Here is a 19,606-nt window from a genome sequence, read left to right as displayed (position 1 = left end):
GAATATCGGATTCCCTTTAGAAACTAGAAACGCAGCTAGAAACGCAGCAACGTCACAAGCAGCACGACCAGTCCCACGGCCGTAACCGAGACACTGACGGCCAGCTCACGATGGATCAGACCACTTTGCAGCGCGCGGGCGCGATCCCCCAAAGCCCGCACACCTGCCACCAGGGCGAAGATCAGGCCATCGATGCGGCGCTCGTCGCTGGCGCGCGCCAGCCGCGCCACCGCGAGCCCGGCCTGGCCGACATTGAGGACGGCTGCATACAGGCGACCTTCCAGCCACTCACACCCCCGGGCAACGGCCATTGCTGGCCTCCCGACCCAGACCGTAAGCCCGCCGCCAACGGCAAGTCCGCGTCGTGCCCACGGGTAGACCGGCCCTAGCAGGCGGGGAGCCGGCACGAGCCAGCCCAGGCCCAGCCCACTCGCGGCAGCAAGGAGCCCAAGCAGCACGGCCACTGTGCCTGCGGTGACGGCGGGCAGATCAAGAACTGCCTCGATGGGGCCGAAGGCCAGGCCGAGGGTAGTGGCAGGGACCACCAAACCCCAAATGCCCACGCGCATCCAGGCACTACCAGCAACCGGTCGGGTTTCGCCGGAGCCTCGCCACAGCAGGCGCAAGGCCCGGGCCATATAGCCGCCGGTCAGCAGGGTACCGGCCAGCGCCAGGGGGCCGAGCCAGGCGGCGCCCTGCGCAGACAGGGCGGCGGCGATTACCGCGTCCTTGGAGAAGAACCCGCTCAGTGGCGGAATACCGGCCAGTGCCAGCGCCGCCAACGCAAAGCCGGCAAAAGCCCAGGGTCTGGCGCGGCCAACGCCCTCCAACTGATCGAAACTGGTACCCCCGCGGGCATGCTGGAAGTCGCCGGCGGCAAGAAACAGGGTGCTCTTGATGGCGGCATGGGCGAGCAAATGCAACAGGGCAGCCAGCGGAACCCCGGCGCCGACCGCGACCAGCATCAGGCCATATTGACTGGCAGTGGAAGCCGCGAGCAGGCGTTTGAGATCACGTTCGGCAAGTGCAATGACCCCGGCTGCCACCGTGGTAACGCCACCGACAAGTCCAACGGCGAGCAGGACCTCGGGGCTCAGCAGCGGGGCCGAACGGATCAGCAGGATGGCGCCCGCCGCCACCAGCGTGGCCGAGTGCAGCAGCGCCGAGACCGGTGTCGGCCCCGCCATGGCACGCATGAGCCAGTCCTGCAAGGGGACCTGGGCAGACTTGCCCATGGCGGCCAGCAGCAACAAAAGCCCGGCGGCGGTCGATGCACTGCCGCCGGTCTCCAGGGAGGCGGCAATCTCGCCGGTACCGGCCGACCCAATCAGCATAAATACCGCCACGTACAAACCCAGATCGGCGCTACGAGTGTAGAGGAAAGCGCGACCGGCGGCATCCGCGGCCTCGGGTCGCTGGAACCAGAAGCCAATCAGCAGGTAACTGCACAAACCGATCAATTCCCAGGCCGCCAGCAACAGAACCCAGTCGCCGGACAGCACCAGCGCCTGCATGGCGGCCAGGAACAGGGACATCAAGGCGTAGAAGCGGCACAGGCCGGACTCCCGCTTCATATAACCGACTGCATGAATCAGCACGAACGTGCCCACGGTGGCCACCGCCACCGCCAGCAGCGCCGTCAGCGGTCCGGCGACCAGTCGAAGTGGCATTTCCGGCAGACCGGGCAGAAGCAGGGTTTCGGCCTGACCGCCGGCGACCCGGGCCAGGAGCCAGAGACTTCCTGCCAGGCTGAGCGTTGCGCCGGCCAGGGCCAGCGCAGGTCCGCCCCGACGCAGTATCAGCACGGCCAAGGCGGCGAGCAGGGGTGGCAGTACCGGCAGCACTACGGTACTCATCCTTTAAGGTCCCCCGCTTCTTCCATCTCTACCGAGCCCCTGGCCCGGAAGCGTGCGATCGCGACGCCGAAGCCGACCGCCATTTCAACCGCCATGACCGTCATTACCACCAGCGCGAACATCTGGCCGGAGTAGCTCTCGGGATGCAGAAAACGCCAGAAGGCAACCAGGTTCACCAGCGCGCCCGCGAGAATCAGTTCCACTCCCATCATGATCATGACCAGATTGGTCTGGGACAGCGCACCATAGACGCCGACGCCGAACAGGATCGCGCCGGTCACAAGCGCCAGGATCAGGATCAACGTCATTCCGAGGTCTCCTTGGTTTCCGTGCCGCCGTTACCGGACAAGGTATACACCGGTATCGCCACCGCCGTGGCCGCGATCATCGCGGTCAGGATAGTGATACCGGCGGTTTCGAAGATCAGCATAGAACGTCCCAGCAACTCAATGCCCAGCGCCCGTGTCTGCATCTCGGCATCCGGCGCCTCGACAGTCACCGGCCCCCAGTCGGCCAGAAGCGCGACCGCAATCGCTGCGCCGCCAGCAACCACCCCGGCGCTTATTGAAAAGCGCTTCTGGTGAGTCATCTCCATGCCGCCGAGCCCGCCTGGGTCCATCATGAACATCACCATGAAAATCGCCATGATGCTCATCTCCGTGGCCATCATCATGATCTGCAGCACGCCCAGGAATTCGGTCTGCATCGCCAGGAACATGCAGCCGACGGCAGTCTGAGAAAACAACAGCGCCAGCGCGGAACGCACCATGGACGATGTGCGAAACACCACCACGCCGAAGCCGATGGCGGCCAGCCCGAAAACGGCAACAAAAAAAGCCTGAGCGTACATTATGGAACCACCAGAACCAGTAAACCGACAACAATGATATTGAGCAGTGCCAGGGGAATCCCCAGGGTCCAGCACCACCGCATCAGATCCGCCTCGCGAATGCGCGGCAGATAGCGACCGGCCAGGAGCATCGACACGGCCACGGCCAGGGTCTTGATCAGGCTCCAGGCCCAGGGCGGCAGCAGCGGCCCGTGCCAACCGCCGAGGTAGAACACCGTGGTCGCGGAAGCCAGCGTGATCACCAGCGTCAGCCTGGCCAGGCGCAACACCCCCAGGCGCACGCCGGTGTATTCCGCGTCCACACCCCCGCCCAGTTCCCCGGGTGCGGTTGGCAGATCAAAAGGCGCACGAAACGCCAGCGCCATGGCGGCAATGAAAAACAGCACGAAACCAAGCGGCTGATAGACAATGTTCCACAAGCCGTCTTGGGAGCCAACGATCACCGTGGTCACCAGCGATTCGGCGCGCATCGCCACCGCAGTGATGGGCATGACAATAAGCATGGCGTAGGCGATGAGCTGGCCAAGGAATCGCCAGCCGCCGATCATGGCGTAGGCGCCATTCGGGCCCCAGCCGGCCATGATCAGCGCCACCAGCACATAGGCAAGCGCCGCGTTGATGAACAGCGCACCGGTAGCCAGATCCGCGATCACCAGGGTCGGCGCCAGAGGCAGAACCGCCGCGCCAAGCACCGCGACGATCAGCAGTAGCACCGGCGCCGTCTCGAAAAAGACCCGGTCCGGCGTGCGCGGTACAATGGATTCACGACCGAGGTGCGCCAGGCCGCTGAGTAGGGGCGCGGCCGGACGCAGGCGGCCCGTTGTCGTCCAGCCCTCGACCACGGCGAGCAGCCAGACGCTACCAAGCAACGCAAGCAACACGATGACGAAGTTCACGAGATCACCTCCCAGGGCGAAAGGTCAAGTGATCCGACCGCCACCAGTGCGTCGCCCAGTTCCCGGCCCTCGACAAGCTTTGCGACCAGGCCGATATGGTGACTGCAGGCGGTGTCCAACCTGTAGGATTTCACCTGGCCGTGTTCCAGAATCAGGCTCAGTTGAGCCTCGCCGCGCGGGGTTTCCACGGTGGCCTCACCGGTGCCTGATCCACGCCCGATGTTTCGCAAAACAGGTAGCCCCGGCTCCCCGGTTGCCTTGATGTAGTCGAGGCTCGTGATGATTTCGTCCAGGCGCTGCCACAGGCGCGCCCAGGCATCTCCGGCGTCGTCAGCAGCGCGCGCCACGGGGCCACTCAGGCCCGCAGTGCCCGATGGCAGTATGCCGATCCCCTTCAATCGCGATTTGAGCAAAGGCGTTCGCCCAAGACGAGCCGCCAATGCATGCAGAGCGGGCGTCAGTTCCAAAAGCCGTTTTCCACTGGCGCGGCGGATCTCCAGTTGCAGGGTTGCGGCACGATCCGTCAACCAGGCGAAGCCGAGCTGGCGCCCCGTTTGCGCCAGCCAACCCAGGTGACTGGCGATGCGCTCACATTCAAGCGCCACAGCCCGGGCCTGATCGGTTGCCGAATCGTTCTCCAGACCAGCCGCCCGCTCGATTGCCAGGCAGGCCAGCAGTCGGTAGCTCACGCTGGCCAGTGGCATGGCCGACGCCAGGCGCTCGATAAAGGTCTCGGCGTCGATCTCCTTGCCTTCTTCACTCTCATTGATCATGCCCACCAAGGATGTGGCCTGTCCTTCTGTTACGCCGTCACCGTCAAGAGTCAGCGTCAACTTGAGCCCACCAGGCAGACCGGGGAAAACCGGACCGAACGGCACCTCCATCCAGTCCATCGCCAACCCGTCGGCGCTACGAGGCAGGTCCTTGGTCACTTCAATCATGGACATGAATCCCGAGGCGCCGTGGTCATGCCCACCATGATCATGACCACCATGATCATGACCACCATGATCATGACCACTATGACCGTGACCTACATGATCATGGCCGCCATGTTCGTGGCTATCATGACCGTGCCCACTGTGATGGTGGCCACTGTGATCATGCCCAGAACCTTTCTCCTCCGCGTCGCCGTCGGACTCACCGTGCTGGTGCTTGTGTCCGTGATCATGATGGTTTTCGTGCGAGTGCTGATGACCCTCGTGCTGCTCATGATCGTGCTCATGCGAATCATGATGGTCATGGCAGTGACCATGATCGTGTTCGTGTTCATGGTGTTCGTGCTGCTGCGCATGATCATGATGCTGGTGTTCGTGCTCATGGTGCCGGTGCTCGCGATGATCGTGCCCATGGTCATGCTCGGGGGCCGGCTCCCCTGCCTCCCGGGCGACCAGGTCCATGCCACACTTGGGGCAACTACCCGGCTCGTTCTGGACAACTTCCGGGTGCATGGGGCAGACATACTCTATCCTGGCGTGCAGAACAGGGGCGTCGAAATCCTCGGGGGAGTCTGAGAATGCGCCCTTGGCCAGCGCGCGCTTCAACCAGTCAACCGCGTCGATCAGACCGGCTTGCGAAACACCCGCGGAAAAATCAGGGTCCGGTAGCGTTGACGGCGTCTGTCCGCCCAAAATGACAATGGCTCGCGGCCTCGGCATCTGCGCATAGAGCACCGCCACGGCCTCGTTCATTTTCTCTGAAAGCTCGCCGATAATCAGGAGCACGCTCGCATCGCGAGGTGTCGCGGTGTTGCGCATACCTGCCGCTGTCACATCCAGGCCATGGGACAGTGCCACTTCAGGCCCCGGGACGATCAGGCATCTCAGGTTGCCCGCGAGGGCCCGCGAAACCCACTTCTGAAGTACCGTGAACCGCTCCTGCCGCTGGCGCGCGCCCGTAATGGTCATTGTCGGGTCAGAAGTCATTGCCGCCTCAATGCCCCCTGACTCCAGCCGTAGAGCAAACCAAGAAAGAGAATGGCAAGGAACACCCCCATGTCATACAAAGCAACCAGCCCTACTTCCCTGTATACAACTGCCCAGGGGTACATAAATGCCATTTCCATGTCGAAGGCCAGAAAGAGCAGCGCGTAGCCGTAGTACCGTGCGTGATAGCGGCCCCAGACCGGGTCCCGTGACAACACTCCGGAACTCGCTGGCACGTCCTTGCCCGGCTCCCGACGCGTCGGGCCCATGGCACGGGCAATCCCAAACAGGGCCAAAACCGTAGCTGCGATGCCAAGCACCAAGGCAAGCAGCAGACCGTACTGCTCCAAAATACTCATCATCCAATCCTCAAGTCGCGCAACGGAGTCTGCACTCCGATAGCGTTCTCCAGAGACAAGATCAATATGCCCTTAACTCGCTTCTTGGTTCCGCATGGGCGAACCGTACTTCCCGAGCAAACAGAGGCTAAAAACTCACCCGCAGATATCCTTACTCCAGTCCATGATGCTTCCCTTCATATACCTTGACGTTCCTTATCTTGCCTCCCTCATTGAGCAATTCGAAATCATTTCCAGACAAAGGCTTTATCTTGTTACAGGAATAGTCGCGACCATAGACAGATGTGCAAAATTTACCGTCTTTGACCTCCCATCTTCCGATATAGTGGGTAAGGTTTCCCTGTTGTTCGCGATATTTGGTCATTCCATAGATCGAACCATCAGGATCATAGTACTCATGAAAAGTTCGAGTGCGAAAATTGTCCTGAGCATCTCGGAATTCCATTTGCACCGTGTTTCCGACGACAACATCTGCGACATCTTCGCCAGAAAGAACTTCTTCAGCGTGCAAAAATGGCGCTTGCAAAAAAGTCAAAAATACGAACAGTTTAAAATTTATTGCTTTCATCTGGTTATCTCCCAGTTTCTTTCAATTATTGTGATCACACGAACAACAGCCTTAAGTCGTATCGTAGGATTGTGAAGAAAGCTCAATGTATCAATTGCATTACAACAGTCCACTTATTTTCCACTCCGCTCAACTGGCCAGTCACTAAAAGCGATGAAGTAGAGCAAAACCAGATTGACGATGGGGATAAGTATCAAGACCCCCATCCAACCCGGATAGCCCGTGCGCTGGCAAATACGCCAGGCCGGGATGACGACTACGATGGCAATCACCAGCATCCACAGCCAGTGCCCGGCCCACATGGTGTTGCCAAACATGTTTTCCCCCATCGTGATACTGCCCTCCATGTTGAATTCCGATTACTGGTGACCGTGAGCATGGGATTCCTCGTGGCCGTTTTTTTCGGCTGCTGCAGCCCTTTTCAGGAAAAGCTGCCCGGATACCGCGATCACGATCATCGTGACAACCGCCACGCCAATGACAAACGGGTCGGTATTCAGTTTGACCCAGACAAAGCCGCCCAGCACGAGCAAATCCAGACCGATGGCCGTTGCCGGCACCCACGCCCTGGCCTTCACATCGTCGCGCAGGTAGCGAAGCACGCCCCAATGGATGGCAATGTCCATAACCAGGTAGAACACGATACCCAGGGCGGCAATCCGGGAGAGGTCAAAGAAGGCTGTCAGAGCCAGCCCCAGGACCACAGTGTAGACCAGCGTGTGCTTCTGGATGCTGCCCGGCATACCAAAATGACGGTGAGGGACCAGTTTCATTTCAGTCAGCATGGCAAGCATGCGCGAGACAGCAAAAATGCTGGCCAGAATGCCACCGGAGGTGGCCGTCATGGCAATGGCGACCGTGAACCAGAGGCCATAATCCCCCAGCGCCGGACGCGCGGCAGCCGCAAGGGAGTAATCCTGGGTCTTGATGATTTCCGCCAGGGACAGGTTGCTGGCCACGGCAAAACCGACCAGGGTGTAGATCACCACGCAGGCGGCAATGGAAATAATGATGGCGCGACTCACGTTCCGGTTAGGGTTTTGCACCTCGGAGCCGCTGTTGGTGATGGTGGTGAAGCCCTTGAAGGCCAGTATTCCGAGCGCCGTCGCACCCAGGAAATTGCCTGCGGTTCCGGCCTCGCCCGGGCTTGAGAAATCCACCGCCAGGCTGTCGGCAATCCAGACACCCACCAGCCCGAAAACCAGTATACCGCCGATTTTCAGAAACCCGATAAAGGAAGCCACGCCCTGAATCATTCGGTTACCGAGCAGATTGATCAGAAACGCCGCCAGGATCAGCGACACACCCAGAATGGACACCATGCGACCACTTTCATCACCACCGAACAGTTGCATGGTGTAGGAACCGAAAGTACGCGCGAGGAAGCTCTGGGCGATCACCATCGAGAAATACATCAGCAAGGCGTTGAACGCGGTCGGCAGCCGATTGCCATAGGCTTTGTAAAGGTACATGCCAATGCCCCCGGCTGAGGGGTAGGCATCAGAAATCTTGATATAGGAATAAGAGCTGAAGCTGACGATCACCGCAGCCGCCAGAAACGCCAATGGGAAAAGAACACCGGTCATCTGCGCCATCTGCCCGGTAAGTGCAAAGATACCGGCGCCGATCATGACGCCGGTACCGAGCATAACGGTTCCCGCGAGTGTGAGACTGCCTTCCTTATAACGAGTGGTTCTATCTTGCTCCCTGCTCATTTAACCTCCGGTTATTTTCGTTTCATGGGCGGGATCTTTGAACAGCAAAACGGATCATGCTTGGCATTGGCACGAACGTTGTCATCTGTAAATCGATACCACGCCAGCTTCCTTTGAGCCCACCACCCCGCCTTCAACCGGCCACCATGTGCTCCAATCACCTCCAATAACTCGTCGGTAGACCAATGAGTCCCATCGAAGGTAACGTCTAACAGATTATTTGGCTTGCGTTCGGCAAAATCAACACAGGGGTGATGATTGAGTTCGTGAATAAAGTCAGACCATTCACTCTCTTCAAAACCTTCCACGACAAGTTTCCGTCGCAGCAGGAACTGTTCCTGGTTCGATGTTTTATGTGCTTTAGTCATGGCGGGCCCCTCTTCGCCTTATCATTTCCCCTCAATGACAACATGCGGACCTGAACTGCGACTGAAAATCAGTGAAGGTTTTCGATGAAATTGACGTACATCATAAAATAGAGCCAGGGCAACCCCTGGCTCCTTATTCATTCCGATCAGAACGAGATGCGGGCACCGACGACTGCGAACCAGTCTTCTGTGCCACCGCCTTCGGCTTTAGCGAGATCTGCGGTATCACCGTACTTGCGCTCATGCACCACGCCCACGTAAGGCGAGAATGCGCGATCGATCAGGTCATAGCGTAACCGGAGCCCAGTTTCGGTGGAAACCAAGCCTTTGCCCACGCCAATTTCCTCATCCTCGCTGAATGCTACCGTCGCATCCAGGGTTGCAGACAGGATCCAGTAATTGGTGAAAAGCAGCTCGTATTCCGCGTCGATTTCGGCAGACGTATCACCATCCTTGCTGGCATACAGGTTGGCATCGACTTCAAACCATTGTGGGGCAAGCCCAGCGACACCCAGCACGGCATAAGTGCGATCCGGCCCTTCAGGGGTGTCGAAGCGAACACCCGCTTTGGCGTCGAAGAACTTGGAGATGGGGATCTGGCCGACCAACTGGTTTTCCAGTGTTTCGTAGGCCTGTTCCTCTATCTCGTATTCCCCGGTTGTGAGCAGCCGGACTTTGAACTCGTCGGTGCCATAGAAGGCATCCGCATCCCAGACGCCCAGTTCCTCATCATCATCGCTGTATCGGTACTCAAACTCCTCAAATTGAACACCCCAGGCTGTGAGCGGTTGTTTACGAGCGGTGGTATCGGAAATCATTTCCTGAGCTATCACCGTCGTTGAGAAACCAATAGAGGCAAGGAAACTGACTGCGGCAAGTGATCGAATACAGCTCATGCCTCACCTCCATCTTCAGCAACGACGCCTGTCTTGGCCTGCGTGGACTCAGGGCCACCCTCAACAATCACCTTGCGGAACATCCCGGCAGCCGCATGGTAAGAAAGATGGCAATGGAACGCCCATTGGCCTGGCTCGTCAACCTCGGTTTCCATGTACACCGTAGTGCCCGGGTTCACGCTAACGGTGTGTTTGATCGGGTTCCACTGACCTGCGCCAACATCAAGGATGGACCACATACCGTGCAGGTGCATGGGATGAGTCATCATGGTTTCGTTCACAAACTTGAAACGGACCCGTTCACCATATTTGAGACGAATGGGATCCGCGTCTTCGTATTTAACACCGTTGATACTCCACGTGTAGCGCTCCATATTGCCGGTCAAACGAAGCTCGATCTCCCGAGTCGGTTCGCGGTCTTCGTACAACGGGTCCTGAGCCTTCAGATCAGCATAGGACAGGAACTTGCCACCATTGGCCGCCGTCGGCACAACGCCACTGCCCTTGGCATAGAAGGGATCGCTGGGACCGCCTTTTCCCATCGCCATGGAACCATGGTCCATGCCGGACATGTCAGAGTGATCCATTCCTTTCATGTTGGAGTGATCCATTCCTTTCATATTCGAATGGTCCATGCTGCCCATGTTTGAGTGGTCCATTCCGGACACACCTTCTGAGCTGCCCATATCCATGTTTCCATGATCCATGCCTGCCATGCTGCCATGGTCCATACCGGGCATACCGCCCATATCCGCCATGGTCAGTCGGGCAGCTTCACGCAGTTGCGGCACGGCCGCTTCCATACCCTCTTCGGGGGCCAGTGTTGCCCTCGCATAACCGGAACGCCCCATGGATTCAGCAAAAATGGTGTAGGCCTGCTCATCTTTCGGACGGACGATCACATCGTAGGTTTCCGCCACACCGATCCGGAACTCGTCCACACTAACCGGCTGAACGTTGTTGCCATCTGCCTGCACAACCGTCATGTCCAGACCGGGGATCCGGATATCAAAGTAAGTCATCGCCGAAGAGTTGATAAAACGCAGCCGAATGCGTTCGCCCGGCTCGAAGATCCCTGTCCAGTTTTGGCTTGGTCCTTTGCCGTTGATCAAGCCCGTAAAGCCATGGATATCCTCAACGTCCGCTTTCATCATCCGCATGCCACCCCAGGCCATACGGTCACTGACGGTGTTCATCAGGCCATTTTTTGACACGTCCGAGAAAAACTCGCCCACAGTTTGCTGCTCACGGTTGTAATAATCCGACATCATTTTCAGGTTGCGCATGATGCGGTCACCGGAATGGGGGTGTTTATCGGTCAGCTGCACCACGTATTCACGATCGTAGCGGAACGGTTCACGGCCCTCGGGCTCAATGACAATGGCGCCATAGGCTCCGTCTGGCTCCTGAAAACCAGAGTGGCTGTGGAACCAATAGGTGCCTGCTTGCTGGATAGGAAATTCATAGGTGAATGTTTCACCCGGCTTGATACCTGGAAAACTGATACCTGGCACACCATCCTGGTCGAAGGGAAGGATCAGTCCGTGCCAGTGGATCGAGGTCATCTCGTCCAGGTTGTTGGTTACGTTGATCCTGACATTTTCACCTTCCTTGAAGCGCATCACCGGTCCCGGAGATGCACCATTGTAGCCGATACCTTCTTTCACGAAATCGCCGGTATCAATTTTAACCCGGTCAACCGTCAGGCCGTATTCACCGGCCATGACCATGGCCGGCATCAGCAGGGTCAAAAGCCCTGTCAAAAGGCGTATCTTCATCTGTTTTATTCCCAACTGCACTTCATTGGAGCTAGGCTGGAAAGCCTTCACCAGCCCTTGCAATCGTGCGGCGCTCAGCACACTGTATTATTCGAAATTTACGTCACCGTACATTCCTGACTGGTAATGGCCCGGCACGTTACAGGCAAATTCGATATTGCCTTTATCAGAGAACTTCCAGACAACTTCCTTGCTCTGCCCGGGTTCCAGTAAGACGCTGTTGGGATCGTCGTGTTTCATGGAATGGCCATTGCCCATATCCATGTTCATCATGTCCTGGTTGAGCTTGCCGCCCTGGATCACGCCATGCTCAACCATCATCATCATTTCCTCTTGGTGAGCTTTGTGCATGTCGGGAGTGCCAACATTGAACTCATGCACGAGGTTTCCTTTGTTCTCCACCACGAAGCGAACGGTTTCACCAGGCTTCACGGTTATTTCTTCCGGCTCATAGTAGTTGTCGTACATTTCCACGGTGATGGTGCGAGCGACCTCGGAAGCCTTTCCGGGCTCTCCGCTGCTAGCCCCGTGCCCGCCACCGTGGACTCCTGCGGCAAAAGCACCCGCTGACATTGAAAAGGCCACACCCGCTACCAACAACTTTGATACATTCATACCATCTTCTCCTGTGAAATCGTTCAGCAACAATTAATTGTATTTTCAGGACACTTGATCAATGTCCAGAATCGTTACATAAGATCGCTTACCAATCTGAATTCTTACTGAAAATTCAAAAAATTTATTTAGGCTGAATTCAGGACTACTAAAGACATTACGTTGAATTCACAGTCGCCGCTCAGCAAAAAGGAAAAAAATGCGCTTACTACTGGTTGAAGACGATCAGATGCTCTCAAACAGCCTCTTGCATCAACTTGAAAAATCGGGGTTCAGCGTGGACCCTGCGTATACGGCAAAAGAAGCAATGACTCTGGGTGAACAGGAAGATTATCGGGTCAGCATCTTGGATCTGGGGCTGCCCGACGGCAACGGTTTAGATGTTCTAAAAAAGTGGCGCGCAAAGAACATTGCCTTTCCCGTACTAATCCTGACAGCGCGAGATGACTGGCATGATAAAGTGGCTGGACTAAAGGCAGGGGCAGACGACTACCTCGCAAAACCTTTCCAGACCGAAGAGTTAATTGCACGGCTGAATGCTATTGTTCGCAGGAGCGAAGGGAGAACACATTCATTGGTTAAGGCAGGCCGCTTTGTGCTGGATGAAAATCGTCAATGCTTGTCGGTGGACGATGGAACTGAACATCCACTTACCGGCACAGAGTTTCGTCTTCTGCGCTGCCTGATGAGTAAGCCGGGCCATGTCTTTTCAAAAGACCAACTGCTAGAGCAGCTTTACAGTCTCGAAGATAGCCCAAGCGCGAACGTTATCGAGGCATATATTCGGAGGCTGCGAAAACTGGTGGGAAATTCCACAATCTCAACCCGACGTGGCCAAGGCTATATGTTCAATGACAACGTTTAAGAAACCTGCCTCTGTAAAAGGCACCCTGCTTGTAATACTGCTGCCCGCAGGTGTTGCCTTGATGGCAATAGCCTGGTTTGCACATGGTGCTCTGCTCGAAAGAATGTCCCGTGAATTTGTCACGGACAGGCTGAAAGAGGAGGTTTCGTTTTTAGAGCATCAGATTCGGGACAGTGACGGAGCCTTCGACGGACTCAAGACGGGCGATTACTTTCAGCGCGTATTCCACCATGCTTTTGTTCAACACTCCGATTCCAGGACCATCATTTCGCCAGAATCATGGAAACCGCTACTATCGCCGCTCATCAAATCGGAAAAAGAGGGCACGATTCGGGTCGAAAATTCTGAAATAGCAGGGGCCCCAACGGACATATTGGCATATCGGAGTTCCTTCATCGCAAACGAAAAACCGTTTGTTGTTATCGTTGCAGAAGACCTCGGCGCATTGAAGAATAGCCAGGCAGAGCTACATGCATGGACGGCAATCGCATCTCTTTTACTTATCTCGCTAATGGTTTGTGCAATCTGGCTCGGCGTCAATTTGTCCATGCATTCTGTCACACGACTCAAGGCGTCACTGAAAAGACTCCAGGATGGGAGCGTCTCGCGTATAGATATGACTGTCCCCGAGGAGTTCCACCCTCTCGTCGAACAGTTGAACCAGCTGCTTGACTCACTTGATCAACGATTGGAGCGCTCGAGGAATGCGCTGGCAAACCTATCCCACAGCGTTAAAACTCCGATTGCGTCTGTCCAACAAATTCTCAGCGACACTTCTACGCCGCTAGATAGCGAGTTAAGGCAGCAAATAGCTGCGCGTCTCGGGGATATTGACAAACAACTTGAAGCTGAAATGCGCCGCAGCCGGTTTGCTGGGCCGCAGGTAGGAAAAAGCTGCTATCCAGTAGAAAAAGCACGGGACCTTCTGTGGATGATGGGAAGACTATACCCGGCAAAATCATTTGAGTTATCAAGTTCTCTCCCAGAGAATAGCCGTTGGCCAATTGTAGAATACGACCTATCTGAAATACTGGGGATCGTGCTGGACAATGCGGGGAAGTGGTCACATAGAGAGGTGGAGCTAATATTGGAACAATGCGGCCCCTCAAAACGAATTGTCGTGACAGACGATGGTCCCGGCGTTGAGGAAGCTGAATTGAGCAAGCTTGGTCAACGAGGATTAAGGCTGGACGAACAGACTCCGGGCCACGGGCTCGGCCTTGCAATCGTTCAAGACATTGTTAGCCGGTATGGCGCAAAGATTGTCTTTTCCAATCGCCCACGAGGTGGATTAAAGGTCACGATTGAATTTTGAATTCACGGAAGTTAAAGAGCGGGTTGTCGCGTCTGAAAACTCTGATAACTCTACCCTTAGCAAGAACCAACGCAGTCAAACAAGTACGATTTGCCACATAACCGCACTGACCTGACGGTGGCAACCATTCAGCTGGACGATGCTTCACTCCTAGGAAGCGACAACGATTGACCGAAGGTCGGTGTTTCCAGTTTGCAGCCCAAAGAGACTGAGAAGTTTATTGACCATTTTCGATTGCAGCAAGCTGACGTAGGCCTCAGAGTAGAGCAGGCGACGCCTGCTTGGCTGCGTACTATCTTTAACGTGATTTGGACGGGAAAGATCGACTATCCATGGCTATTAGCTTTTATGAAAAAGGGGAGCTGACCTCTGGCTTCCACGGTTGGCGAGTTGTTGCCACCATCCGAGGCAAACGCTATCAGAAGTATTTCTCTCTTAAGAGGCCGAACAACAGAATTACTCAAGAACTCTGGTACCAGTATCAAGAGACCAGGGCCAAGTACTATGAGGCCCGTTACATGGCCCGCTCCGCAGCACTTCAATATCTGGATTTCATTGGAAAAGACCATCCCTCAACCCTCCCCTGTCGCGGTGTTGGCTTCCAGGGCATCACGCTTGGCATCGGAAGCGGGAAAAGTGCTGCACAGGAAACCTGCTATTTCTCCGTAAACAAACGAGGAACTGCTAACAAATTCTACATAGATGAGCGGGCATCTCTATCTCAGGCCTGGGAGCATGCCGTAAAACATTGGGGAGAAGTGTTCAATATCCGACCCAAAGACATAGCTAAAAAGCTCGAACAGGTTCCCAGTCCTGATCAGTTCAAATCGCTTCGAAAACAACTGAACAATCACGAGGGCTGCGACTATCAAGCCAGCGTCCTCCATCATGTTTACGCCGAACAACGTAGCCAGCTGGAAAAACATAAGGCTAAGGCAACCACCAGAGGAACGCTCAACGAGGATGATCTTCTGGCAATGTACGCGAACCTAGAGCGCCAGGTGTCAGAGTTTCGGAATTAGATCTATTCAGTGTCTTGGCCGAAGGACCGGCCCAGCGCGTCCGGTTTAGACGAAAAAACCCTGACCATTGGCTGTCGTCCTTCCACGACGCCAACAATTCTGTCATGTCCGATGAAAGCCCCTACCATGTAGACACCGGGGCCAAGCCGTTTGTAGGGCTCAAGAATCATCGTTCGCCAAGCTTCGATATCCAATAGAACCGACTTTAACTCTAGAACTAATCGTAGAATCCTGCGGTCCGCCACGCCGAGCCAATGAGAAAGCTCAATATTATCTTCTGTAACGATGCCGACGGTTTCCATTGACGCAAACGCTTGAAGGGTGGCGTAGTCATATTGTGTCGGCGACGAAACTCCGTCCTCAGCTCGCTAATCCCGTTCACGTGGATTTCCAACTAGTAATGTCAGAAGGCAAATACCGTAACCTTTCCAAAGGCAATGCGGACAGTAACCGATGCTCATTGAGAGTGATGGAACACCTCTGACCCAAAACTGAATATTCGAACATTATTCTGATAATCCTGATTGACTAGGTCAAGATTGGGTCGATCAAAGGGTGCGAATTGTCACAAGCGGGGGTGGTGCCAAGTCTCTCCTTGGCGCGTCACACCACTGGGCAGGTGTCGCGTTTGCCTAGCATCCGTGCCGGCGTTGAGTCCCGGTCGTCCTGACCAGCTGACTCGGCCCCAACCCTATCATTGTCAATGCAGGATTCGTGTGAGATATATCTTAAAGCTGCGTAGGATCCTGAATTGGGCGTGGCGGCGACTGTCCGACCAGGGATGAGGAGGATTAACAATCAACCTGTTTCGCAAGGTAGGCTCTACCGACCTTCTTTGCATATCGAGTCTAATCTACCGACATATGCCTGAAGTCGTTAATTGAGAAAGACTCAGAAACAAGTTTAAACAATGAATCAGCCAACTGGTCATGCCGCTATAGCGTGGTCGGAAATTGACACAACAAATTATCCTGTGGTCGCAAAGCGAACATTCGAAGTAGCGCCCAGAGCACCAACTTTCAGCCGTAAAAGGTCACGGATCGTAGAGACTAAAAGCCAGCTACTGGGCCGTTTTCACAAACGTCAGCCTATCAAACTCGCCAGACACTAAGCGTCTGTTAAACAGAAGTATTTGAAGGCTTCTCGATCACTCTACCTTCAGATTTTGCTGGTATTGCAGCATTTGCTCCATCATCAGCTGCATTTGATCCATGCGCTCCTGCATCATCTGAATTTGTTGTTCGGTAGTCGGACCATCACCATTTTTTGGTTGGCTGCCATTCATCATATGCTGGCCCCCCATCATGCCCCGTTGGCCCCGCATCATGCCGGGGCCCATCATACCGTGATGCATAAAACCCATTTGCTCTTGCATCGCCTCTCTGTGTTCTCGCATCAATTGTTGCCGTTCTTGCGGTGAAGCTTCATCAGGAATGCGTTGCATCAGCTGGTTCATGTGGGACCAGTTCTGGTGCATCTGCTGCATTTGCTCCTGATCCATCATCATGCCAGGACCATGCCCTTGCCATGAGCCTTGATCACCATGCGCTAGCACGAATGCAGGAAAAACCAACAACGCAGCGGTTGCTGTAAGTCTTTTAAATGAAATCATAAAGTTTACCCCCGAAAAAAATTAGATGCCCACACCATCGCACTTATCATTGTAGATCTTTATCCAGACAAACGCCGATTTTGACGACTACTAGAGTAGATTAGTCATTGACCCTGTAGTAGCTACAGGGTTTTAAATGACATCATTTGCACGAGAACCGGAGCCGAGAAAATGAGCAAACCCTGCAATGGGCAGTGTGGCAGTGAAGACTCTGTCGTAGATGACAAGTTTCAGGGACGCGCCACCGCCGAAACAGGTAGCCAGCTAAGCACCTACAGAATACCAAAAATGGATTGTCCCTCGGAAGAGCGAATGATTCGAATGGCACTGACTGGCGTTGAAAACATTCAGTCGCTGTCATTCGATTTATCGGGTCGTACGTTGGAAATTATCCACCATGGAGAAACCGGTCCTATTACCAGCAAACTGGAAAACCTGGGCCTGGGCGCTTCCTTGCAGAGGACAGAAGACGCCAGCGCTGAATCCGTCAGAGCGGCTGAATCTTCTAAGGCCAACGAAAGCGAAGAGTCCGGCACTTTATGGATACTGCTGGCAATCAACGCACTGATGTTTCTGGTCGAGATGACGATGGGCCTGATCGCCCAGTCCGCTGGCCTGATTGCAGACTCGCTAGACATGCTTGCCGATGCCGCCGTCTACGGTCTCGCGCTTTACGCCGTTGGGCACGGCATCAAAATGCAGGTCAGAGCGGCGCATGTGGCTGGCATACTCCAGCTTATCCTTGCCGCTGGGGTACTGGTTGAAGTTGGCAGGCGCTTTCTGTTTGGCAGTGATCCCCAGTCGTCAATGATGATGGCCGTCGCATCTGTGGCCCTTATTGCCAACATCAGTTGCCTGCTCCTGATCGCCAAACACCGTGACGGCGGTGCTCACATGAAAGCCAGCTGGATATTTTCGGCCAATGATGTGGTTATCAATCTGGGAGTTATCCTTGCAGCCCTTCTTGTTGCCTGGACCGGCTCCAACTACCCGGATCTGGTTATTGGCGGTATTGTGGGAGGCATTGTACTCATTGGTGCCAAGCGCATCCTTGCGCTAAAAGGATAATTCGATGTCTGAAGACCGTTCTCGCTTTTTTACGCTCACTTTTCTCGGCTTTTCGGCACTTATAGCTCTGGCCGACCAACTTATTAAATGGCTCGTCCAGCAATCCATGGCTTACGGACAATCGGTTGAGATCACCCCTTTCTTTAATTGGGTGCACGTATGGAATAAAGGCGCTGCCTTCAGTCTCTTTGCCGATGGCGGTGGCTGGCAGCGATATTTTTTTATTGCGATAGCCATTGTCGTCTCGGCTGTTCTGGTCAAATTGATTCGGGACAGCCATAAGCGAACCGAAGCACTAGCCTATTCGATGGTACTTGGCGGTGCATTTGGAAATGTCATCGACCGAGTTTTCCGAGGCTATGTTGTCGATTACCTGGATTTCCATTGGCAATCTTGGCATTGGCCGGCGTTCAACCTTGCCGACGTGTTCATCGTCCTGGGCGTGGCCATGATTTTGGTCACGAGCTTCACAGCCGAGAAAGGTGCCGGGAATAACATGGAAAATCGCCAGAATGGCTAGTTTTCGCGCGGTCGCAACACTCGCTAAGCCCTCTGAGCCAGGCTTAGCGAGTGTTGCGACTACGTTTAATTGAACAGCAACGACCAAGGAGAAAACAATGGGCCACGAGCATGCTCACATGTCACCGGATACTAAGGATAAGAGAGTTGCAGTAGCTATCTGGGCGAACGGTATCCTAACCTTGGCTCAGATCGCTGGAGGGATCTTCGCTGGCAGCTTGGCGCTGATAGCCGACGCTATACACAACTTTTCGGATATGGCGTCACTATTTATCGCATTTGCGGCGCGGAAGATTGCACGCCGCCCGGCCGACTCGAAGATGACCTTTGGCTACGGGAGAATTGAGGTTGTTGCGGCACTCATAAATTACACCACTTTGATAATGATCGGGGCATATTTGATCTACGAAGGTGGCATGCGATTCATAGATCCCCCGGAAATCAAGGGGTGGTGGGTAGTTTGGCTTGGCATTATCGCATTGGTAGTGGATGGTTTGACCGCGCTGCTTACTTACTCCATGCAAAAGGACAGCGTCAACATCCGTGCGCTGTTTCTACACAACTTGTCTGATGCGTTTGCGTCAATTGCAGTCGTTGTAGGCGGCGCCCTGATTCTCCTGTACGACATGCGTTGGGTTGATCCCGCGATCACAATTGGTATCGCAAGCTATATTCTCTACCTGGGTCTAACGGAAATCGGCGGAACCATCCGGACACTCATGCTGGGTAGTCCATTGGATATCGACACAGATTCTGTCATCGAGGCTTTATCAAACGTAGAAGGCGTTTTAGACCTTCACCACGTACATTTCTGGCAGATGGGTGAGCATGATGCCTCCCTCGACGCCCATGTGGTGGTCGAAATAAGTGCCTGGAATGAACTTGAAAAAGTCAAGGGTGGGATAAAACGAACTTTGGAAAACGAGTTCGGCATCACTCATTCAACATTGGAGTTTGAACATCCTGATCACAGTCACAAAGATGCCCATACTTATGGCCATGGCTAGCAGGGCTGCTGAAAAGGGTACCGTGTGGCAGATATGCTGCGAATGGCCGACATTCCACTCGGTTACGAGCACGCCATGCGAGACGTAATTGAACGCCACCAGGTCTGGGCCTACCTCATCGCTGTTGTTTTCGGACTGTCTGTGGATTGGACATCGTCCCTCGGTGACAGTGTGCCGGATTACTTAATCTGGGGGTTGCTCGGAGTTCTGCTCTACGCCACATTTACTCAAACACCGTTGACCCACCTGTCTGATATGTTCCGGGACCGTCGGTTCATGGGTGCCTTGCTCACCGGAAATTTTCTGGTCATGCCGGCGATCACTGCCTTGCTGATATTGGCGCTGCCGGACAATGACGCGCTGAAGTTGGGA

20 protein-coding genes and 1 pseudogene are annotated in these 19,606 nt (G+C 55.0%); 7 read left to right on the top strand and 14 right to left on the bottom strand.

The genetic code is table 11. The features are described from left to right. Window positions 1-35: 35 nt before the first annotated feature. From KYE_RS00900 to KYE_RS00835, 13 genes are all read right to left on the bottom strand, one after another. Entirely contained in the window at window positions 36-1,856 is a 1,821-nt protein-coding gene (locus KYE_RS00900; protein ID WP_008169449.1) for an NADH-quinone oxidoreductase subunit L, read from the bottom strand. Continuing rightward, the gene (gene nuoK / locus KYE_RS00895; RefSeq protein ID WP_008169448.1) at window positions 1,853-2,164 is read right to left on the bottom strand and encodes an NADH-quinone oxidoreductase subunit NuoK; all 312 of its coding nucleotides are present in this window, start codon (window positions 2,162-2,164) and stop codon (window positions 1,853-1,855) included. Before nuoK ends, KYE_RS00900 begins: the two co-directional genes overlap by 4 nt. Beyond that, window positions 2,161-2,706, bottom strand: a complete 546-nt coding sequence (locus KYE_RS00890; RefSeq protein ID WP_008169445.1) for an NADH-quinone oxidoreductase subunit J — start codon at window positions 2,704-2,706, stop codon at window positions 2,161-2,163. Before KYE_RS00890 ends, nuoK begins: the two co-directional genes overlap by 4 nt. Continuing rightward, entirely contained in the window at window positions 2,706-3,602 is an 897-nt protein-coding gene (locus tag KYE_RS00885) for a complex I subunit 1/NuoH family protein (protein WP_008169443.1), read from the bottom strand. Before KYE_RS00885 ends, KYE_RS00890 begins: the two co-directional genes overlap by 1 nt. Further along, complete coding sequence (locus KYE_RS00880; RefSeq protein WP_008169441.1) at window positions 3,599-4,543, bottom strand: Ni Fe-hydrogenase III large subunit; 945 nt, start codon at window positions 4,541-4,543, stop codon at window positions 3,599-3,601. The genes KYE_RS00885 and KYE_RS00880 overlap by 4 nt, the downstream gene beginning before the upstream one ends. Before the next feature lie 980 nt (window positions 4,544-5,523). Continuing rightward, entirely contained in the window at window positions 5,524-5,886 is a 363-nt protein-coding gene (locus KYE_RS00870) for an NADH-quinone oxidoreductase subunit A (protein WP_008169436.1), read from the bottom strand. 151 nt (window positions 5,887-6,037) lie between these two features. After that, window positions 6,038-6,454, bottom strand: coding sequence for a hypothetical protein (locus KYE_RS21415; protein WP_139043634.1), 417 nt, complete (start codon window positions 6,452-6,454; stop codon window positions 6,038-6,040). Between the two features lie 113 nt (window positions 6,455-6,567). Further along, window positions 6,568-6,801 (bottom strand): hypothetical protein, encoded by a 234-nt coding sequence (locus KYE_RS00860; protein WP_008169431.1) that lies wholly within the window; start codon window positions 6,799-6,801, stop codon window positions 6,568-6,570. A 12-nt stretch (window positions 6,802-6,813) separates the two neighbouring features. After that, a complete protein-coding gene (locus KYE_RS00855; RefSeq protein WP_081467483.1) occupies window positions 6,814-8,169 on the bottom strand; it encodes an APC family permease in 1,356 nt (451 codons plus the stop codon). A gap of 11 nt (window positions 8,170-8,180) precedes the next feature. Continuing rightward, window positions 8,181-8,537 (bottom strand): hypothetical protein, encoded by a 357-nt coding sequence (locus KYE_RS00850; RefSeq protein WP_008169428.1) that lies wholly within the window; start codon window positions 8,535-8,537, stop codon window positions 8,181-8,183. A 146-nt stretch (window positions 8,538-8,683) separates the two neighbouring features. After that, window positions 8,684-9,433, bottom strand: coding sequence for a copper resistance protein B (locus KYE_RS00845; RefSeq protein ID WP_008169426.1), 750 nt, complete (start codon window positions 9,431-9,433; stop codon window positions 8,684-8,686). Beyond that, the gene (locus tag KYE_RS00840; RefSeq protein ID WP_008169424.1) at window positions 9,430-11,211 is read right to left on the bottom strand and encodes a copper resistance system multicopper oxidase; all 1,782 of its coding nucleotides are present in this window, start codon (window positions 11,209-11,211) and stop codon (window positions 9,430-9,432) included. Before KYE_RS00840 ends, KYE_RS00845 begins: the two co-directional genes overlap by 4 nt. 87 nt (window positions 11,212-11,298) lie before the next feature. Beyond that, complete coding sequence (locus KYE_RS00835) at window positions 11,299-11,826, bottom strand: cupredoxin domain-containing protein (protein ID WP_008169423.1); 528 nt, start codon at window positions 11,824-11,826, stop codon at window positions 11,299-11,301. A 199-nt stretch (window positions 11,827-12,025) separates the two neighbouring features. Here KYE_RS00835 and KYE_RS00830 point away from each other — a divergent pair, with 199 nt between their 5' ends. From KYE_RS00830 to KYE_RS00820, 3 genes are all read left to right on the top strand, one after another. Next, window positions 12,026-12,691 carry a response regulator transcription factor gene (locus KYE_RS00830; RefSeq protein WP_008169420.1) on the top strand — a complete coding sequence of 222 codons (666 nt, stop codon included), beginning with the start codon at window positions 12,026-12,028 and terminating at the stop codon, window positions 12,689-12,691. Further along, a complete protein-coding gene (locus tag KYE_RS00825; protein ID WP_008169418.1) occupies window positions 12,678-14,006 on the top strand; it encodes an ATP-binding protein in 1,329 nt (442 codons plus the stop codon). Before KYE_RS00830 ends, KYE_RS00825 begins: the two co-directional genes overlap by 14 nt. A 332-nt stretch (window positions 14,007-14,338) precedes the next feature. After that, the gene (locus tag KYE_RS00820) at window positions 14,339-15,028 is read left to right on the top strand and encodes a hypothetical protein (RefSeq protein WP_008169416.1); all 690 of its coding nucleotides are present in this window, start codon (window positions 14,339-14,341) and stop codon (window positions 15,026-15,028) included. A 1,147-nt stretch (window positions 15,029-16,175) separates the two neighbouring features. Here the strand turns inward: KYE_RS00820 and KYE_RS00810 are convergent. Continuing rightward, window positions 16,176-16,640: a hypothetical protein gene (locus KYE_RS00810; protein ID WP_008169412.1), complete on the bottom strand. Its 465-nt coding sequence runs from the start codon at window positions 16,638-16,640 to the stop codon at window positions 16,176-16,178. 171 nt (window positions 16,641-16,811) lie between these two features. Here KYE_RS00810 and KYE_RS00805 point away from each other — a divergent pair, with 171 nt between their 5' ends. From KYE_RS00805 to KYE_RS00790, 4 genes and pseudogenes are all read left to right on the top strand, one after another. After that, window positions 16,812-17,708 (top strand): cation transporter, encoded by an 897-nt coding sequence (locus tag KYE_RS00805; protein ID WP_039881754.1) that lies wholly within the window; start codon window positions 16,812-16,814, stop codon window positions 17,706-17,708. A 4-nt stretch (window positions 17,709-17,712) separates the two neighbouring features. Further along, complete coding sequence (gene lspA / locus KYE_RS00800; RefSeq protein WP_008169408.1) at window positions 17,713-18,228, top strand: signal peptidase II; 516 nt, start codon at window positions 17,713-17,715, stop codon at window positions 18,226-18,228. A gap of 97 nt (window positions 18,229-18,325) precedes the next feature. Continuing rightward, window positions 18,326-19,234, top strand: coding sequence for a cation diffusion facilitator family transporter (locus KYE_RS00795; RefSeq protein ID WP_008169406.1), 909 nt, complete (start codon window positions 18,326-18,328; stop codon window positions 19,232-19,234). 33 nt (window positions 19,235-19,267) lie between these two features. Continuing rightward, window positions 19,268-19,606, top strand: a pseudogene (locus KYE_RS00790) (arsenic resistance protein); the annotation flags it as partial.

Origin of the sequence: Marinobacter manganoxydans MnI7-9, from assembly GCF_000235625.1 — a bacterium.
Taxonomy (GTDB): Bacteria; Pseudomonadota; Gammaproteobacteria; order Pseudomonadales; family Oleiphilaceae; genus Marinobacter; species Marinobacter manganoxydans.
This window is presented reverse-complemented; position numbering and strand designations above follow the sequence as displayed.

Coding starts and splice junctions, on each gene's coding strand:
- KYE_RS00805 (WP_039881754.1), top strand. CDS start 16,812: ATGAGCAAACCCTGCAATGGGCAGTGTGGCAGTGAAGACTCTGTCGTA.
- KYE_RS00870 (WP_008169436.1), bottom strand. CDS start 5,886: ATGAGTATTTTGGAGCAGTACGGTCTGCTGCTTGCCTTGGTGCTTGGC.
- lspA (WP_008169408.1), top strand. CDS start 17,713: ATGTCTGAAGACCGTTCTCGCTTTTTTACGCTCACTTTTCTCGGCTTT.
- KYE_RS00900 (WP_008169449.1), bottom strand. CDS start 1,856: ATGAGTACCGTAGTGCTGCCGGTACTGCCACCCCTGCTCGCCGCCTTG.
- KYE_RS00890 (WP_008169445.1), bottom strand. CDS start 2,706: ATGTACGCTCAGGCTTTTTTTGTTGCCGTTTTCGGGCTGGCCGCCATC.
- KYE_RS00880 (WP_008169441.1), bottom strand. CDS start 4,543: ATGATTGAAGTGACCAAGGACCTGCCTCGTAGCGCCGACGGGTTGGCG.
- KYE_RS00825 (WP_008169418.1), top strand. CDS start 12,678: ATGACAACGTTTAAGAAACCTGCCTCTGTAAAAGGCACCCTGCTTGTA.
- KYE_RS00795 (WP_008169406.1), top strand. CDS start 18,326: ATGGGCCACGAGCATGCTCACATGTCACCGGATACTAAGGATAAGAGA.
- nuoK (WP_008169448.1), bottom strand. CDS start 2,164: ATGACGTTGATCCTGATCCTGGCGCTTGTGACCGGCGCGATCCTGTTC.
- KYE_RS21415 (WP_139043634.1), bottom strand. CDS start 6,454: ATGAAAGCAATAAATTTTAAACTGTTCGTATTTTTGACTTTTTTGCAA.
- KYE_RS00850 (WP_008169428.1), bottom strand. CDS start 8,537: ATGACTAAAGCACATAAAACATCGAACCAGGAACAGTTCCTGCTGCGA.
- KYE_RS00840 (WP_008169424.1), bottom strand. CDS start 11,211: ATGAAGATACGCCTTTTGACAGGGCTTTTGACCCTGCTGATGCCGGCC.
- KYE_RS00855 (WP_081467483.1), bottom strand. CDS start 8,169: ATGAGCAGGGAGCAAGATAGAACCACTCGTTATAAGGAAGGCAGTCTC.
- KYE_RS00835 (WP_008169423.1), bottom strand. CDS start 11,826: ATGAATGTATCAAAGTTGTTGGTAGCGGGTGTGGCCTTTTCAATGTCA.
- KYE_RS00830 (WP_008169420.1), top strand. CDS start 12,026: ATGCGCTTACTACTGGTTGAAGACGATCAGATGCTCTCAAACAGCCTC.
- KYE_RS00810 (WP_008169412.1), bottom strand. CDS start 16,640: ATGATTTCATTTAAAAGACTTACAGCAACCGCTGCGTTGTTGGTTTTT.
- KYE_RS00860 (WP_008169431.1), bottom strand. CDS start 6,801: ATGGAGGGCAGTATCACGATGGGGGAAAACATGTTTGGCAACACCATG.
- KYE_RS00845 (WP_008169426.1), bottom strand. CDS start 9,433: ATGAGCTGTATTCGATCACTTGCCGCAGTCAGTTTCCTTGCCTCTATT.
- KYE_RS00820 (WP_008169416.1), top strand. CDS start 14,339: ATGGCTATTAGCTTTTATGAAAAAGGGGAGCTGACCTCTGGCTTCCAC.